This is a genomic window from Variovorax sp. UC122_21 (assembly GCF_044056785.1).
Taxonomy (GTDB): domain Bacteria; phylum Pseudomonadota; class Gammaproteobacteria; order Burkholderiales; family Burkholderiaceae_C; genus Variovorax.
Genome location: NZ_CP172003.1, coordinates 256,039 through 270,561, shown reverse-complemented (window position 1 = coordinate 270,561; position 14,523 = coordinate 256,039). Strand labels below are relative to the sequence as shown.

The following is a 14,523-nucleotide window of genomic DNA, read 5'->3' as shown; positions in this document are numbered from 1 at the left end:
ACGACCGCACGGGCGACGCGCAAGGCCATTCTGACATTGCCGAGCCTCACGCGCTGAGCGCCGAGCCTCGGCAGGCTCAGGCGGCCCGCGACTGCAGCGCGGCCGCGAGGAAATCCACCAGCGCCGCCACGCGCCGGCTCGGCGCACCGCCGGGGAAGACCGCGAACAGGTCGATCGGCCCGGCCGCGTAGTCGCCGAGCACCACCTCGAGCGCACCGGCCGCCAGCTCGTGCCGGATGTCCTGCCGATTCTTGAAGATCACGCCCGTGCCGTTCACGGCCCATTCGCGCAGCACCGAGCCGTCGCTGGCCTCGCGGTCGCCCGACACCTTCACGTTGAAGGACCGGCCGCCCTCGCGAAAGGTCCAGGCCGCGAGCGGCGCGCCGGGCCGCGCGAGCACCAGGCAGTTGTGCCGCGCCAGTTCGCCCGGATGCGCCGGCCGCCCGCGCGCGTTCCAGTAGGCCGGCGCGGCGCAGACCAGGCGCTCGCCGGGCACCAGCAGGCGGGCCTGCAGGTTCGAGTCGGGCAGCGGGCCGAAGCGGATCGCGAGGTCCATGTGGGTCTCGATCAGGTCGATGGTGCTGTCGCTGAGATGCAGCCCGATGCGCACCCGCGGATGGCGCTGCTGGAAGGCGTCGAGCAGCGGCCGCAGCTGCGAGCGGCCGAAGTCGTTGGTGGCGGTGACGCGCACCGGGCCCGACAGTTCGCCCTGCTGGCGCAGGCCGCCCAGGGCTGCATCCCATTCCGAGACGATGCGGCGCGCATCCGCCACGAGCGACTCGCCCTCGTGCGTGAAGGCCAGCCGCCGCGTCGAGCGCTGCATGAGCCGCGCGCCCACCTCCTGCTCGAGCTGGTTGATGGCCAGGGTCACGGTCGAGGTGGCGACGGCGCGCTGGCGCGCGACCCCCGAGAAGCTGCCCGATTCGGCGACGTCGATCAGCAGGCGCAGGGCGTCGATGCGGTCCATTGTTCGAGGATGTCGAAAGGTGATTTGGAGATGCGCTGAATTATCAATGGTTCGACGCAGAAATACGATCGCACCCATCGACCAAGGACTCCCATGAACATCCACTTCAACCACCGCCGCGTGCTGGTCACCGGCTCCACCCACGGCATCGGCTTCGCCACCGCCCAGGGCTTCCTGGCGGCGGGCGCCGAAGTCGTGATCAATGGCCGCGGCGAGGCCGGCGTGGCGGCCGCGCTGGCGCGGCTGGGCGACGCCGCCTCGCGCGCCCACGGCTTCGCGGGCGATCTGTCGACGCCCGAGGCCTGCGCTGCGCTGCAGGCGCGCCATCCCGAGTTCGACATCGTGGTCAACAACCTCGGCGTGTTCGCACCGCAGGACTTCTTCGACACGCCCGACGCGGAATGGGAGCGTTTCTTCCAGACCAACGTGATGTCGGGCGTGCGCTGCGCGCGCGCCTATGCGCCGGGCATGGTGGCGCGCGGCTGGGGCCGCATCGTGTTCGTGTCGTCGGAGTCGGCGCTCAACATCCCGGCCGACATGATCCATTACGGCTTCTCGAAGACGGCGCAGCTGGCCGTCTCGCGCGGCCTCGCGAAGCGGCTGGCCGGCACCGGCGTGACGGTCAATGCGGTGCTGCCCGGACCCACGCTGTCCGAAGGCGTGGCCGACATGCTGCAGGCCGGGGTGGAGGCCTCGGGCCGCAACCTGGAGGCGGTTGCGGCGGACTTCGTCACGACGCACCGGGGCTCGTCGATCCTCCGCCGCGCCGCGCGCGTGGAAGAGGTCGCGAACATGATCCTCTACGCGAGTTCCGAGCAGGCCTCGGCCACCACCGGCGCGGCGCTGCGCGTCGACGGCGGCGTGGTCGACAGCATCGTCTAGCGCCGCCTCCTTCCCCGGTTCCCTTCGTTCCGTTCCAGCCGCCCGCGCCGCCGCGCGCGCGGGCGGAGGACGGGGCTCGTCCGCAAGCTTCCTCCAAGGAGATTCCCATGTCCCATCCGTACCCGATCCTCCAGGCCATCGAAGAGCGCCGCACCACCAACCTGTTCGATCCCGCGCGCGGCATCGACGACGAGCGCATCGAGGAACTGGTGCGCCTGGCCACGACCGCGCCGACCTCGTTCAACCTGCAGAACTGGCGCTTCATTGCCGTGCGCACGCCCGCACAGAAGGCGCGGCTGCGCGCGCTGGCCTGGGACCAGGCCAAGGTCAGCGAAGCCGCCGTGACCTTCATCGTCTGCGGCCAGCTCGCCGACCACCGCACGCTGCCCGATCGCCTCGCGGGCGCCGTCGCGGCCGGCTTCATGCCGGCGGAGATGGTCCCGGGGTGGGAGGGCGCGGCCAGGAGCCTCTACTTCGAGCAGCCGCAGCGCCAGCGCGACGAGGCAGTGCGCAGCGCGACCTTCGGCGCCGGCACGCTGATCCATGCGGCGCAGGCGATGGGGCTCGGTTCCGCGCCGATGATCGGCTTCGACGCGCCCGCGGTCGCCGAGGCCTTCGCGCTGGCGGCCGACGAGATCCCGGTGCTGCTGCTGGCCGTCGGCTATGCGACGCCCGAGAACTGGCCGCGCAAGCCGCGCCGGCCGTTGGCGCAGGTGCTGCAGCTGGTCTGAGCGACGCCGTCAGCGCAGCAGCGCCAACGCCAGGCACGGCATCGCGAGCGATGCGGCGGCCACGCCGATGGCCGCCGCGCGCTTCGCGGCGTAGCCCGCCACCAGCACCGTGCACAGCGCCGCGGCCGTGAGCGCGCCGAACCACAGCACCCAACCGATGACCGCGCCCTGCGCCGCGAGGCAGGCCGCCAGCGAGAGCAGCAGCAGCGCGCTGCCGGCGCCCTGCAGCGGACGCCGCCATCGGCCCGGGCCGCGGCCGCGGCCGAAGGCGTCTTCATGGTGGCGGTCCATCGCGAGGCTCAGCGCGATGAAGCCGCCGAGCGCGGCGGCGAAGGCCGCGAGGATCGACGAGGCCTGCGTCATGCGCGCAGTCCCGCGGGCGCGTTGGCGGCGGACGGCGCCGGCTTCTTCACCGCCTTGCGCCGGCCCAGGTGCCAGGCCGCCGCGCCCAATCCGACACCGAGCGCGAGCGACACGAGGTCGAAGCCCGCCACGGCCCACAGTCCCGCGCGCAGCGAATGGCCGAGGTGGGTGGCGGTCGTGAAGGCATTGAGCAGCGGGATCGCGGCGAACAGCAGCGCGCCGATCGCGAGCTGCACCCGCCACATGCGCCGCGCCGGCCAGGCCAGGCCCGCGACGGTCGCCGCGCCCCAGGCGACGAAGAAGCAGAGGATCTCGTTCGCGCCGCGATCCTCCATGCCCACCGGCAGCAGCCGGTTGGCCCAGAAGTAGCTCGCGAAGGCGATCGGCAGCCCGGCGATCGCACCCACGTTGAGGCCGTCGACCAGCCGCAGTCCGAAGCCGATGCGGCCGCCCTGCCTGAGCGTCTTCGCGTATTTCTGGCGTTCCTTCACGGCCCACAGCAGCAGGCCGGTCGCCACCATCAGACAGCCCGCGAGCCCCGAGACGAAGAACAGCGCGCGCAACAGCGGGTTCGCGAAGCGCCCGATGTGCAGGCCGTAGAGCACGCCGCGCGTCCGCGCGGCCGCCTTCGGCACATCGCCCGTGGTCGAGATCAGCGCGCCGGTCACGCCATCGAACAGCATCGAGGGCTGGTCGCTCGAGAGGCCGCGGCCTTCCTGGCGCGCGATGCTGACGGTGGCGTTGGCGTCGTTGGGATGGCCGATGGCGATGCGCCCGACGGGCGCGCCGTCCCAGTGCGCACTGGCCTGCGCCAGCAGCGGCGCGATCGGCACCAGCGGCGCGTGCTGCCCCGCGGCCTTGGCATCGCGCGGGCCGCCCGCGGGGAACACCTCGGAGAAGAAGGCCTCGGTGCCGCCCTTGTCCTGGTAGGCGAGCTGCGGGCCCCACGGCATGTAGAGGAACATCAGCGTGACCAGGCCCGTGTACGTGATCATCGCGTGGTAGGGCAGCGCCAGCACCGCGGTGGCGTTGTGCGCGTCGAGCCAGGAGCGCTGGCCCTTCTTCGGCCGGAAGGTGAAGAAGTCGGCAAAGATGCGCTTGTGCGTGATCACGCCGCTCACGATCGCCACCAGCATGAACATCGCGCAGAAGCCGACGATCCAGCGCGCCCAGAGCGCGGGCATGTAGTGCAGGTCGAAATGCAGGCGGTAGAAGAATTCGCCGCCGCGCGTGGCGCGCGCGGCGGTGATGGCCTCGCCGGTGGCCGGATCGAGGGTCGCGTTCTCGAAGCGCGCGCGGCGCGGCCGCTCGCCCGCGGGCGGCGGCGGCGCGGGCGGGCCGCGCCAGAACACGCGCACCGCGGGCTCGCGCACGGTGGGCAGGGTGATGGTCCAGCTCGGGCTGTTCGGGCCGCGCTGCTGCAAGAGCGCGATGGCGCGCTCCGCGGCCTGCGCCTGCGGCACCGGCTGGCGCGCGGCCTGGTGCAGCTCGGGCTTCATCCACAGCGTGATCTCGTCGCGGAAGTAGGCGGCCGTGCCGGCGGCGAACACCAGCAGCAGCACCCAGCCCACCAGCAGGCCCGACCAGGTGTGCAGCCAGGCCATCGATTGGCGGAAGCCTTCCTTCACGACGGGCTCCCCGGGTAGCGCAGCCATACCAGCGCGCCGAGCAGCAGCGCGGGCGCGGCCAGCCCCAGCCAGGCGCGCGCGGCGCTGCGGGCGGCGAACACCCACACCACCGCGCCCGCGAACACGAGGAAGGAAGCGAGCGTGCCGCCGAGCGCGGCCTCGGCGCGGCTCGCGGGCCACCACAGCGCGATGGCGGCGGCCGACAGCGCGGCCACGGCATAGCCGCCGCCGATGGCGGCGACGGCACGCGAGGCGACGGCCAGGCGATGGCGGATCGGGGTGTTCATCGGCCGCCCCTCAGAACTTCGCGCGCAGCGAGACCGTCACGTTGCGCGGCTCGCCCCAGTACACGCCGTCGTAGAAGCCGATGTTGCGGTAGTACTTCTTGTCGAAGAGGTTGTTGACGTTGAGCGCCACCGTGAGGTTGCGGTTGAGCTCGTACGAGGCCATCACGTTGAACAGCGTGTAGCCGGGCTGCCGCATCTCGGCCTTGGAGGTGGTGCCGGGCCGGTTGTACCAGGACAGGTTGGTGGTCGCGCTCTGCACGCTCACGCTGCCGCCGAGCGTCAGCCCCTGCAGCGCGCCGCCCAGCCGGTAGGCGGTCGACAGCCGCAGCAGGTGGCGCGGCGGGATCGGCACCGAACAGCTGCAGGCCGGCCGGTCCACGCTCATGTAGGTGTAGCCGGCCGTGAGGTTCCAGGCCGGCGTGAGCTGGCCCGAGACCTCGGCCTCGACGCCGCGCGCGATGGTGCCGGTGCCGTCGGTGACATAGGCCGAGCTGCCGTCGGCCAGCGTGAAGCCCGCGGGCACCGAGGTGTCGAGCGTGGCGACGTTCTCCTTCTTGGTGCGGAAGACCGCGCCCGAAACGTTGAGCCGGCCCTCCATCAGCGCGCCCTTGATGCCGGCCTCGATGTTGGTGCCGGTGGCCGGGTCGACGAAGTTGTTGTTCCTGTCCTTGTACGACTGCGGTGCGAACACGTCGGTGTAGCTCGCGTAGGCCGACCAGCGGTCGTCGATGTCGTAGACGATGCCCGCGTACGGCGTGACCTCGTTCTTGTGGCGCGAGATGCCGCTGAAGCCGTTGTAGACGCCGGCCGTGCTGTAGCTGTTGGTGCGCGTGGTGTAGTTGCTCACGCGCGCCCCGACGATCACCGTCAGCGGATCGGCCAGGCTGAAGCGGCCCGCGACATAGCCGCCGCCCAGGCGCGTGTGGCCCAGCGTGTAGGCGCCGGTGCGCACCGCGACCGGCTGCGGCAGGTCGCCGTTCCAGGTGTGGTAGTTGGGCACCGTGGCCGAGTAGGGATAGGTCACGCGCGCGGCCGGCGTGTCGCTCTCGCGCCAGTCGCCGTTCCAGCCCGCGATCAGCTCGTGCTTGCGGCCGAGGAAGCTGACCGGGCCCGAGACGTGGAGATCGAGGTTGTCGCGCGTCTCCTTGGCCCAGCCCACGCCCGACCACAGCGACAGCCCGCCGCCGGTGGCGGGATCGGGATAGCCGCTGCCCGCGTAGACCACGCTGCGGTCGACCTCGCTCTCGGTGCGCGCCAGGCCCAGCCTGGCGCGCCAGCCATTGTCGAAGCGGTGCTCGAGCGAGGCGAAGGCGGTGCTCTGCTTCTTGTCCCAGCCGCTCCACGGCGTGGTGATGCTGAAGTTGCGCGGCAGGTTGGCCAGCGTGCCGTTGGAGTTCCAGTAGGGCACCGCGCCCCAGGTCGCGCCGCGCGGCTTGTTGTCCTGCAGGTCGAAGCCGGCCGTGAGCAGCGTCGAGGACGTGAGGTCGGCCTCGATCGAGACCATGCCGAGCTTCTTCTTCTCGCGGTAGTAGTCCATGAAGGACTTGCGGTCGGAGTCGGCGAACACGAAGCGGCCGCGCACGCTGCCGCTCGCGTTCAGCGGGCCCGCGATGTCGACATCGGCGCGGCGCAAGTCCCAGCGGCCCAGCGTGAGGCCGGCGCTGGCCTGGAACTCGCGCGTCGGGCGCTTGCGGATGAAGTTGATGGTGGCGGAAGGGTCGCCGGTGCCGCCCATCAGGCCGTTGGCGCCGCGCACGATCTCGATGCGGTCGTACAGCGCGGTGTCGGTCAGCGGGCTGTTGCTGCCGCGGGACATGCCGTCGATCTGGAAGTTGTCGATCGAGAAGCCGCGCGCGTAGAAGCCGGTGCGCTCGCTGTCGAGTTCGTTGACCGTGATGCCGGTCGACTGCGCGAGCACGTCGGCCACGGTGCGCAGGCCCTGGTCGTCCATCTGCTGGCGCGTGACCACGCTGACCGACTGCGGCGTCTCGCGCGGGCTCATGTCGAGCCGGGTCGCGGTGCCGGCCGAGCGTGCGGTGTAGGAGCCGCTGCCCTCGGTGCGGTTGTCGCGGTCGGCGGTCACGGTGATGGCGCCGAGTGCGCGGGTTTCGGCGGCCTTGGCGGGCGCGGCAGTTTCGGGCGCGGCCTGCTGCGCGGCGGCGGACAGGCTGCAGAGCAGGGCCGCGAGGGCCAGGGGCGAGGGACGGAAGCGGGGAGCGTGATGTGGCATGGGAATCCGGAAAGGGCGTCGCGCGACGCCGGTTGCCGTGGAAGGGAATGGCTGGCGCCGCCCTCCGGCGCCGGGGCCGGGGGGCGATCTGGCTCGAGGGATCAGTAGGTGCCGCGCAGCGTGACCGTGAGGTTGCGCGGTGCGCCGTAGAAGCTGGTGGTGGTGCTCGTGTGGTAGCGCTTGTCGAACACGTTGTTGAGCGCCACCGCCAGGCTGAGCTGGCGCGAGATCTGGTAGCGCGCCATCAGGTCGAGCGTGGCGTAGCTGCCCTGCGTGAAGGTGGCCGAGCCGCTCGGGCCCAGGTTCCGGCTGTAGCTCGCGCTCTGCCAGTTGACGCCGCCGCCCACGGTGAGGCCGTTGCCGATGCCCGCGATGCGGTAGCTGGTGAACAGCTTGAGCAGGTTCTTCGGCACCTGCGTGTTCAGGCGCGCGCCGGCCGCGTCGCGCGACACGCTGTGCGAATAGCCGGCGCCGATCTGCCAGTCGGGCGCGAGCTCGCCCGCGGCCTCGAGTTCGTAGCCGCGCGTGGTCGTGCCCTGCGCCGCGCGGTAGGCGGCCGAGCCGTCGGGCGCGAACTGGTTGTCCAGCCGCACCGCGAGGTTGTCCTGCCTGACCTCGAACGCGGCCGCGCCGAGGTTCAGGCGCTCGTCGAGCAGCGCGCCCTTGATGCCGATCTCGTAGGCCTTGCCCTCGAGCGGATCGAGGTAGTCGCCGTCGAGCGCCTTGTTGGTCTGCGGCTTGAAGATGTCGGTGTAGCTCGCATAGGCCGACCACTGCCTGCTGAAGTCCCACACCACGCCGGCATAGGGCGTGACCACGTCCTTCTCGCTGCGCTCGCCGAAGGTGGCGCTGCCCTGGAACGGCACGCGGCGCGTGCGCTCGGTCCAGCGGCTCACGCGCGTGCCGAGGATCACCGACAGCGTGTCGGTCGGGCGCAGGCGCGCGGTGGCATAGGCGCCGGTCTGGTTGGTCGCGGTCTGCGAGCTGCCGGTGCGCGGATTGAAGGGCTCCGCCGGCCAGTCGCCGTTCCAGAGGTAGAAGTTCGGGATCGAAGCGTCGTAGCCCGGGATGGTCCAGTTGGCGTAGGTGGGTGGGCTGTCCTTGGTGCGCGAGATGTTGTAGCCCACCACCAGCTCGTGCTTGCGCCCGAACAGCTCGAAGGGCCCGCTGGCGTAGATGTCGGCCGCGTTCTGCAGCGGTTGCGAATTCCAGCGCGTGGCCCACAGGCCCAGGCCGGCGCCGCTCGGCGCGGTTGACGTAGCCGCGCAGCGCATAGCCGATCACGTCGTCGTAGCCGCGGCGCGACTGGTTGAAGCTCGCATGCAGGGCCCAGCCGTTGTCGAAGCGGTGGTCGAGCGCGGCGAAGAACTGGCGCTGGTCCTGGTACGAACGCGCCCAGCTCGCGGCCGCGCTCTGCGAGCGCGCGAAGTTGGCGAGCGAGCCATCGCTGAAGTACAGCGGCAGGCCGCTGCGCGCGGTGCCGTCGTTGTGGTGCTGCTGCAGCTCGACGCCGGCGGTCAGTCGCGTGGCCCGCGTGAGGTCGGCCTCGACGATGCCGTAGAAGAGCTTCTTGCGCTCCGAATAGCGGTCGATCCACGAGTCGCCGTCCTGCGCGGCGGCCACGATGCGCGCGCGCGCAGCGTGTTGGCCTCGTTGAGCGGGCCGCCGATGTCGACCTCGCCGCGGAAGGTGTTCCACGAGCCGGCGCTCAGCGCGGCGCTGGCGCGGAAGTCCTGCGTCGGCCGCTTGCGCACCAGGTTGATGGTGGCCGCCGGCGTACCGACGCCGTTGAGCAGGCCGGTCGCGCCGCGGATCACCTCGACCCGGTCGTAGAAGGCGAGGTCGCCGGTCTGCGTGAGCCAGCTGCCGGTCTGCGGGATGCCGTCGACCTGGTAGTTCTCGACCACGAAGCCGCGCGCGTAGACGCTGTTGGCATCGGTGCCCGCGTTGCCGCTCTGGATGAAGCTCAGGCCGGGCGTCTGGCGCAGCACGTCGGCGACCTGCGTGATGCCCTGGTCCTGCATGCGCTCGCGCGTGATCACGGTGACCGACTGCGGCGTCTCGCGCAGCGTCATCGGCAGCCGCGTCGCGCTGGTGAGCGGGGCATCGGTGGTGTAGGAGCCGCTGCCCTCGGTCACGGTGTCGCGCGAGGCGTTGACCTGGATCGCGCCCAAGGTCGCGCCCGCGGGCACGGCCGCCTCGGGCGGTGCCGATGAAGGTGCCGCGGCGCGCAGCGCATAGCTGCCGTTCGGGTCGCGCACCGCCTGCAGCCCGCTGCCCGCGAGCAGCCGCTGCAGCGCCTCGTGGGGCGTGTAGCGGCCCTGCAGCGCGGGCGCCTGCTTGCCGCGCACGGCCGCGGCGTCGACGCCGACGATCAGCCCCGTGCGTACCGCGAGGGCCGTGAGCGCGCCGCCCAGCGGCTGCGCCGGCTGCTGCCAGTCGATGGGGGCGTCGACGGCCTGGGCATGGATCGGGGCCGTGGCGGCGCAGAACAGCAGCGCCACGGCGGTCAGCCGCGGCGCGTTCCAGCGGTGGTTCATGTCAACCTCTTGTCATTGGTGTGTGGCTCTTTCCACCTATGACAAGCGAGCGCCGGAATCGGGTAGGGGCGGCGCGTTTTTTTTGGGGCGATCCCTCACCGCGCGGGGCCGGCCGCGCTCACGCGCACCAGCCAGGGCGACACGCGCAGCACCCGCAGCGGCAGGCTGGCGCCGAGCAGCTCGAGCGCCGCGTCGCTCTGCGCGGTCGGCAGCACGCCGGTGAAGCGCAGGTCCTGCAGGGCGGGGTCGTCGGCGAGCAGCAGGCCGGGGCGGTAGCGCGCGAGCTCGCGCAGCACCTCGGGCAGCGGTGCATCGTCGAACACCAGCCGGCCCTGTTGCCAGGCCAGCGCATTGGCCGTGGCCGTGGCGGGTGGGCGCGTGATGCCCTGGCCGTCGAAGCGCAGCTGCTCGCCGGCGCCGAGCTCGACGGCCTCGCCGTCGGCGGCCCGCGGGCTGATGCGCACGCGCGATTCGGTGACGGTGACCAGCGTGTCCTCGTCGTCGCGCCGCACGGCATAGCGCGTGCCCAAGGCGCGCACGCTGCCGTCGCGGTCGAGCACCTCGAACGGGGCGGCGGCCTTCGCCACCTCGACGTAGACCTCGCCGCGCAGCAGGCGCAACTGGCGCACCTCGCCCGAGAGATCGATGTCGACGGCGCTGTCGCCGTTCATGACCAGCCGGCTGCCGTCGGCGAGCGTGAGCCGGCGCAGTTCGCCGACGCCCGTGCGCTGGTCGGCCGCCCATTCGTGCCAGGGCAGCGCCCAGGCGCCGAGCAGCAGCACCGGCACCAGCGCCAGCAGGCCGAGCGCGCGGCGCGCATGCGGCGCGCGCCGCCGCGTCGTCGGCACCGCGCCGGCGACCGGCGTCTGCGGCGTGACCGCGCCCCACAGCTCGCGCATCTCGGCGAGCAGTCGGGCGTGGCTCGGATGTTCGGCGCACCAGGCCTCGCAGGCGGCGCGCGTGGCGTCGTCGACCTCCTCGTCGGACAGCCGGACGACCCAGTCGGCGGCCTGCGCGCGGCTGCGTTGCTCCGCCGCGTTCATGCCGCGACGGCGGCGGCCATGCGGCTGTGGCAGTGCAGCAGCACCTTCGCGAGGTACTGCTTCACGCGGGTTTCCGACACGCCGAGCTGGGTCGCGATCTCGCGATAGGACTGGCCGTCGACGCGCGCCAGGATGAAGGCGGTGCGGCTCTTCTCGTCGAGCTCGTCGGCCAGCAGCGCGAGCACCTGGCCCAGCAGCTCGCGGCGCGAGGCCGCGTCCTCGGCGCTCGGCGCGAGATCGTCCTCGGCCAGCAGCGCCACGGTGCGCAGCACCTCGTTCTCGACCGTCAGGCGCCGGAAGCGGTTGATCATCAGCCGGCTCGCGACCACCTGCAGATAGGCGCGCGGCTGGCGCAGCACCGGCGCGGCCGGCTGCTCGAGGATGTTCACGAAGGTGTCGTGGCTCAGGTCCGCGGCGGTGAAGCCGCAGCGCAGGCGGCCGAGCAGCCAGCCGCGCAGCCAGCCATGGTGCGCTGCGTAGAGCTCGCGGATTTCAGGGTGAGAGGAAGACACGGCGCGCGATCCCGGACAGCTGCTGGTGCGATTGGATAGTGAGAACGATTCTCATTGTAGTGCCAACTTTTTAACTATCCGCCTTCGGCCCGTGCTGCCGGACTACCCGTTTCCGCACTTCGCGCGTCATGCCGGTATGAGAGCAATTTCGCAACCGGGGCGCTGACCGCGATGGCGCACGAAGAAGACATCCCGAAGCCGCGCCGCCTGCGCTGGCTGCTGGCCGGCGCGGCCGTCGCGCTGCTGGCCGGCCTCGCGCTGGCCTGGCAGGGCCGCGAGACCGGCGGCTACGAAACCGCCGTCATCGCGCGCGGCGACATCGAGGCCAGCGTGAGCGCGATCGGCACCCTGCAGCCGCGCAGCTACGTCGACGTGGGCGCGCAGGTGTCGGGCCAGATCCGGCGCCTGCACGTGCGGCCCGGCGACGATGTGAAGCAGGGCCAGCCGTTGGTGGAGATCGATCCCACCGTGCAGCAGGCCACCGTGGACGCCAACCGCGCCGAGCTGGCCGGGCTCGAGGCGCAGCTCGCCGAGCAGCAGGCGCTGCACCGGCAGGCGCTGCGCCAGCATGCGCGCCAGCAGCAGATGGCGCGCGCCAGCGCGACGCGCGAGGAGGACGTGGAGGCGGCCGAGACCGCGCTGGCCACCGCCGCGGCGCGCATCGCGCGCCTGAAGGCGCAGATCGAGCAGGCGCGCTCCACCCTCAAGGGCAACCAGGCCCAGCTCGGCTACACCCGCATCGACGCGCCGATGACCGGCACCGTGGTGTCGGTCGAGGCGCGCGTGGGCCAGACCCTCAACGCCACCTACCAGACGCCCAACGTGCTGCGCGTGGCCGACCTGTCGGCCATGACGGTGTGGACCGAGGTCTCCGAGGCCGACGTGCGGCGCGTGAAGACCGGCATGCCGGTGCACTTCACCACGCTGGGCGGGCAGGGCGGGGCCGAGGGCCGCCGCCGCTGGAGCGGCAGCGTGCGCCAGGTGCTGCCCGCACCGCCGGTGCCAGAGGGCAAGAGCGCCGGCACCGCGCTCGCGCCGTCGACCAGCAAGGTGATCCTCTACACCGTGCTGTTCGACGTCGACAACGCCGACGGCGAACTGATGCCGCAGATGACGGCGCAGGTCACTTTCGTCACGGCCGCGGCCAGGAACGTGCTGACCGCGCCGCTGCCGGCGCTGCGCCCGGTGGCCGGCAAGCCCGGCCGCTACACCGCGCGCGTGCTCGCGGCCGACGGCCGGCCGCAGGAGCGCCAGGTGCGCATCGGCGTGCGCGACCGCCTGCGCGCCGAGGTGCTCGAGGGCCTGGCCGAGGGCGACCGGCTGATCACCGCCGACCCCGCGCCCGCCTCGGGCCCGCGGCGCTTCCAGCTGTGAGCGAGGCGCCGCCCCTGATCGAGCTGCGCGGCCTGCGCAAGCGCTACGGCGGCCGCGGCGGCGCGCCCGCGGTGGAGGTGCTGCGCGGCGTGTCGCTGCGCATCGAGGCCGGCGAGTTCGTCGCCATCGTCGGCGCCTCGGGCTCGGGCAAGTCGACGCTGATGCACCTGCTCGGCTGCCTCGACCGCCCGAGCGGCGGCAGCTACCGCTTCGCCGGGCGCGACGTCACGCATTTCGATGCCGACGCGCTGGCCTGGCTGCGGCGCGAGGCCTTCGGCTTCGTGTTCCAGAGCTACCACCTGATCGGCACCGAGTCGGCGCGCGAGAACGTCGAGGTGCCGGCCCTCTATGCCGGCATGCCCGAGGCCGAGCGCCGCGCGCGCGCCGCTGCGCTGCTGGCGCGCCTGGGCCTCGAGGACCGGCTCGGACACCGGCCGCATGAACTCTCGGGCGGCCAGCAGCAGCGCGTGTCGATCGCGCGTGCGCTCATGAACGGCGGGCGCATCATCCTGGCCGACGAGCCCACGGGCGCCCTCGATTCGCGCAGCGGTGCCGAGGTGATGGCGCTGCTCGACGAACTCGCGCGCGCCGGCCACACCGTGATCGTCATCACGCACGACCACGAGGTGGCGGCCGCCGCGCGGCGCACGATCGAGATCAGGGACGGCCTGATCGTCGACGACTCCGGGCCGGCCGCGCCGCCTTCCGGCGCGGCGGTGCTGCCCGAGCTGCGGCCGCAGGCCAGGGGGGCGCGCGCGCCGTTCGTGGCCGAGCTGCGCGATGCCTGCCGCGCCGCCTGGCGCGTGATGTGGATCCATCGCTTCCGCACCAGCCTCACCCTGCTGGGCATCGTGATCGGCGTGGCCTCGGTGATCGTGATGCTCGCGGTGGGGCTCGGCGCGCGGCAGCAGGTGGTGGCGCAGGCCAGTGCCTTCGGCGCCAATCTGCTCTACATGAGTTCGGTGGGCGCCAGCTCGCGCATCCCGGGGCGCAGCGTCACGCTGGCCGACCTGGCGGCGGTGGCCGAGCTGCCGCAGATCGAGGTGGTGCTGCCCAACGTCACCGGCAACAAGGTGGTGCGCTTCGGCGAGAAGGACCTGCAGACCTATGTGCGCGGCACCGGTGCCGCGATGCCCGCGGTGCAGACCTGGCCGGTGCGCAGCGGCGGCTTCTTCAGCGCCGAGGACGAGGACGACATGGCCGCCGTCGCGGTGCTGGGCCGCAAGCTCGCGCGCGACCTGATGCCCGAGATCGCCGATCCCGTGGGGCAGCACATCCTGATCGAGAACATGCCGTTCCAGGTCATCGGCGTGATGGCCGAGAAGGGCGCGCTGGCCGGCGACCAGAGCTACGACGACCTGCTGCTGATGCCGTTCTCCACCGCGAGCGTGAAGGTGTTCGGCCAGCGCGAGCCCACCTACACGGCGATGACGGTGCGCGAGGGCGCCGGCGTCGAGGCCGCCGAGCGCGCGGTCGACGCGGTCATGTTCGAGCGCCACGGCATCCGCGACTACCGCATCGGCAACGCGGCCGCCGCCATCGCCGCCAAGGCCCGCACCGAGGACACGATGACCCTGCTGCTGGGCCTGATCGCCGCGGTGTCGCTGCTGGTCGGCGGCATCGGCGTGATGAACGTGATGCTGATGACCGTGCGCGAGCGCACGCGCGAGATCGGCATCCGCATGGCGACCGGCGCGCGGCAGCGCGACATCCTGCGCCAGTTCCTGACCGAGGCCGTGCTGGTGTCGGTGGTGGGCGGCTGCGCCGGCGTCGCGATCGGCCTGGCCCTGGGCGGCGCGCTGATCTGGTGGAACGTGCCCGTGATCTTCTCGCTGCGCGCGATCGTCGGTGCCTTCGCCTGCGCCACCGCCACCGGCCTGGTGTTCGGCTTCATGCCGGCGCGCCAGGCCGCGCGGCTCGATCCCGTCGCGGCCCTTTCGAGCGAATGAACAGGCACACGATGACG

General features: G+C 72.3%; 13 protein-coding genes. 4 read left to right on the top strand and 9 right to left on the bottom strand.

Features of this window, described 5'->3' with window-relative positions:
* Nucleotides 1–76 precede the first annotated feature (76 nt).
* Nucleotides 77–967, bottom strand: a complete 891-nt coding sequence (locus tag ACHMXE_RS01345; RefSeq protein ID WP_395346407.1) for a LysR family transcriptional regulator — start codon at nucleotides 965–967, stop codon at nucleotides 77–79.
* A gap of 93 nt (nucleotides 968–1,060) precedes the next feature.
* Here ACHMXE_RS01345 and ACHMXE_RS01340 point away from each other — a divergent pair, with 93 nt between their 5' ends.
* Both ACHMXE_RS01340 and ACHMXE_RS01335 read left to right on the top strand, forming a co-directional pair.
* Nucleotides 1,061–1,849, top strand: a complete 789-nt coding sequence (locus ACHMXE_RS01340) for an SDR family NAD(P)-dependent oxidoreductase (protein ID WP_395346406.1) — start codon at nucleotides 1,061–1,063, stop codon at nucleotides 1,847–1,849.
* 107 nt (nucleotides 1,850–1,956) lie between these two features.
* Entirely contained in the window at nucleotides 1,957–2,580 is a 624-nt protein-coding gene (locus tag ACHMXE_RS01335; RefSeq protein ID WP_395346405.1) for a nitroreductase family protein, read from the top strand.
* A gap of 9 nt (nucleotides 2,581–2,589) precedes the next feature.
* On the opposite strand, the gene ACHMXE_RS01330 is transcribed toward ACHMXE_RS01335, so the two are convergent.
* The 8 genes from ACHMXE_RS01330 to ACHMXE_RS01295 form a co-directional block, all read right to left on the bottom strand.
* A complete protein-coding gene (locus ACHMXE_RS01330; RefSeq protein WP_395346404.1) occupies nucleotides 2,590–2,943 on the bottom strand; it encodes a DUF3325 family protein in 354 nt (117 codons plus the stop codon).
* Complete coding sequence (locus ACHMXE_RS01325; RefSeq protein ID WP_395346403.1) at nucleotides 2,940–4,571, bottom strand: PepSY-associated TM helix domain-containing protein; 1,632 nt, start codon at nucleotides 4,569–4,571, stop codon at nucleotides 2,940–2,942. The genes ACHMXE_RS01330 and ACHMXE_RS01325 overlap by 4 nt, the downstream gene beginning before the upstream one ends.
* Complete coding sequence (locus ACHMXE_RS01320) at nucleotides 4,568–4,858, bottom strand: DUF3649 domain-containing protein (protein WP_209539643.1); 291 nt, start codon at nucleotides 4,856–4,858, stop codon at nucleotides 4,568–4,570. The genes ACHMXE_RS01325 and ACHMXE_RS01320 overlap by 4 nt, the downstream gene beginning before the upstream one ends.
* Nucleotides 4,859–4,868: 10 nt before the next feature.
* Entirely contained in the window at nucleotides 4,869–7,088 is a 2,220-nt protein-coding gene (locus tag ACHMXE_RS01315) for a TonB-dependent siderophore receptor (RefSeq protein ID WP_395346402.1), read from the bottom strand.
* 101 nt (nucleotides 7,089–7,189) lie between these two features.
* A complete protein-coding gene (locus ACHMXE_RS01310) occupies nucleotides 7,190–8,362 on the bottom strand; it encodes a TonB-dependent siderophore receptor (RefSeq protein WP_395346401.1) in 1,173 nt (390 codons plus the stop codon).
* Between the two features lie 243 nt (nucleotides 8,363–8,605).
* Nucleotides 8,606–9,628, bottom strand: a complete 1,023-nt coding sequence (locus tag ACHMXE_RS01305; protein WP_395346400.1) for a TonB-dependent siderophore receptor — start codon at nucleotides 9,626–9,628, stop codon at nucleotides 8,606–8,608.
* Between the two features lie 95 nt (nucleotides 9,629–9,723).
* Nucleotides 9,724–10,671 (bottom strand): FecR family protein, encoded by a 948-nt coding sequence (locus ACHMXE_RS01300; RefSeq protein ID WP_395346398.1) that lies wholly within the window; start codon nucleotides 10,669–10,671, stop codon nucleotides 9,724–9,726.
* Entirely contained in the window at nucleotides 10,668–11,183 is a 516-nt protein-coding gene (locus tag ACHMXE_RS01295) for a sigma-70 family RNA polymerase sigma factor (RefSeq protein ID WP_203207105.1), read from the bottom strand. The genes ACHMXE_RS01300 and ACHMXE_RS01295 overlap by 4 nt, the downstream gene beginning before the upstream one ends.
* Nucleotides 11,184–11,354: 171 nt before the next feature.
* Here ACHMXE_RS01295 and ACHMXE_RS01290 point away from each other — a divergent pair, with 171 nt between their 5' ends.
* Nucleotides 11,355–12,557 (top strand): efflux RND transporter periplasmic adaptor subunit, encoded by a 1,203-nt coding sequence (locus ACHMXE_RS01290; protein ID WP_395346396.1) that lies wholly within the window; start codon nucleotides 11,355–11,357, stop codon nucleotides 12,555–12,557.
* Nucleotides 12,554–14,506: a MacB family efflux pump subunit gene (locus ACHMXE_RS01285; protein WP_395346395.1), complete on the top strand. Its 1,953-nt coding sequence runs from the start codon at nucleotides 12,554–12,556 to the stop codon at nucleotides 14,504–14,506. Before ACHMXE_RS01290 ends, ACHMXE_RS01285 begins: the two co-directional genes overlap by 4 nt.
* Nucleotides 14,507–14,523 lie beyond the last annotated feature (17 nt).

Coding starts and splice junctions, on each gene's coding strand:
- ACHMXE_RS01315 (WP_395346402.1), bottom strand. CDS start 7,088: ATGCCACATCACGCTCCCCGCTTCCGTCCCTCGCCCCTGGCCCTCGCG.
- ACHMXE_RS01320 (WP_209539643.1), bottom strand. CDS start 4,858: ATGAACACCCCGATCCGCCATCGCCTGGCCGTCGCCTCGCGTGCCGTC.
- ACHMXE_RS01330 (WP_395346404.1), bottom strand. CDS start 2,943: ATGACGCAGGCCTCGTCGATCCTCGCGGCCTTCGCCGCCGCGCTCGGC.
- ACHMXE_RS01305 (WP_395346400.1), bottom strand. CDS start 9,628: ATGAACCACCGCTGGAACGCGCCGCGGCTGACCGCCGTGGCGCTGCTG.
- ACHMXE_RS01345 (WP_395346407.1), bottom strand. CDS start 967: ATGGACCGCATCGACGCCCTGCGCCTGCTGATCGACGTCGCCGAATCG.
- ACHMXE_RS01300 (WP_395346398.1), bottom strand. CDS start 10,671: ATGAACGCGGCGGAGCAACGCAGCCGCGCGCAGGCCGCCGACTGGGTC.
- ACHMXE_RS01335 (WP_395346405.1), top strand. CDS start 1,957: ATGTCCCATCCGTACCCGATCCTCCAGGCCATCGAAGAGCGCCGCACC.
- ACHMXE_RS01310 (WP_395346401.1), bottom strand. CDS start 8,362: ATGCGCTGCGCGGCTACGTCAACCGCGCCGAGCGGCGCCGGCCTGGGC.
- ACHMXE_RS01340 (WP_395346406.1), top strand. CDS start 1,061: ATGAACATCCACTTCAACCACCGCCGCGTGCTGGTCACCGGCTCCACC.
- ACHMXE_RS01290 (WP_395346396.1), top strand. CDS start 11,355: ATGGCGCACGAAGAAGACATCCCGAAGCCGCGCCGCCTGCGCTGGCTG.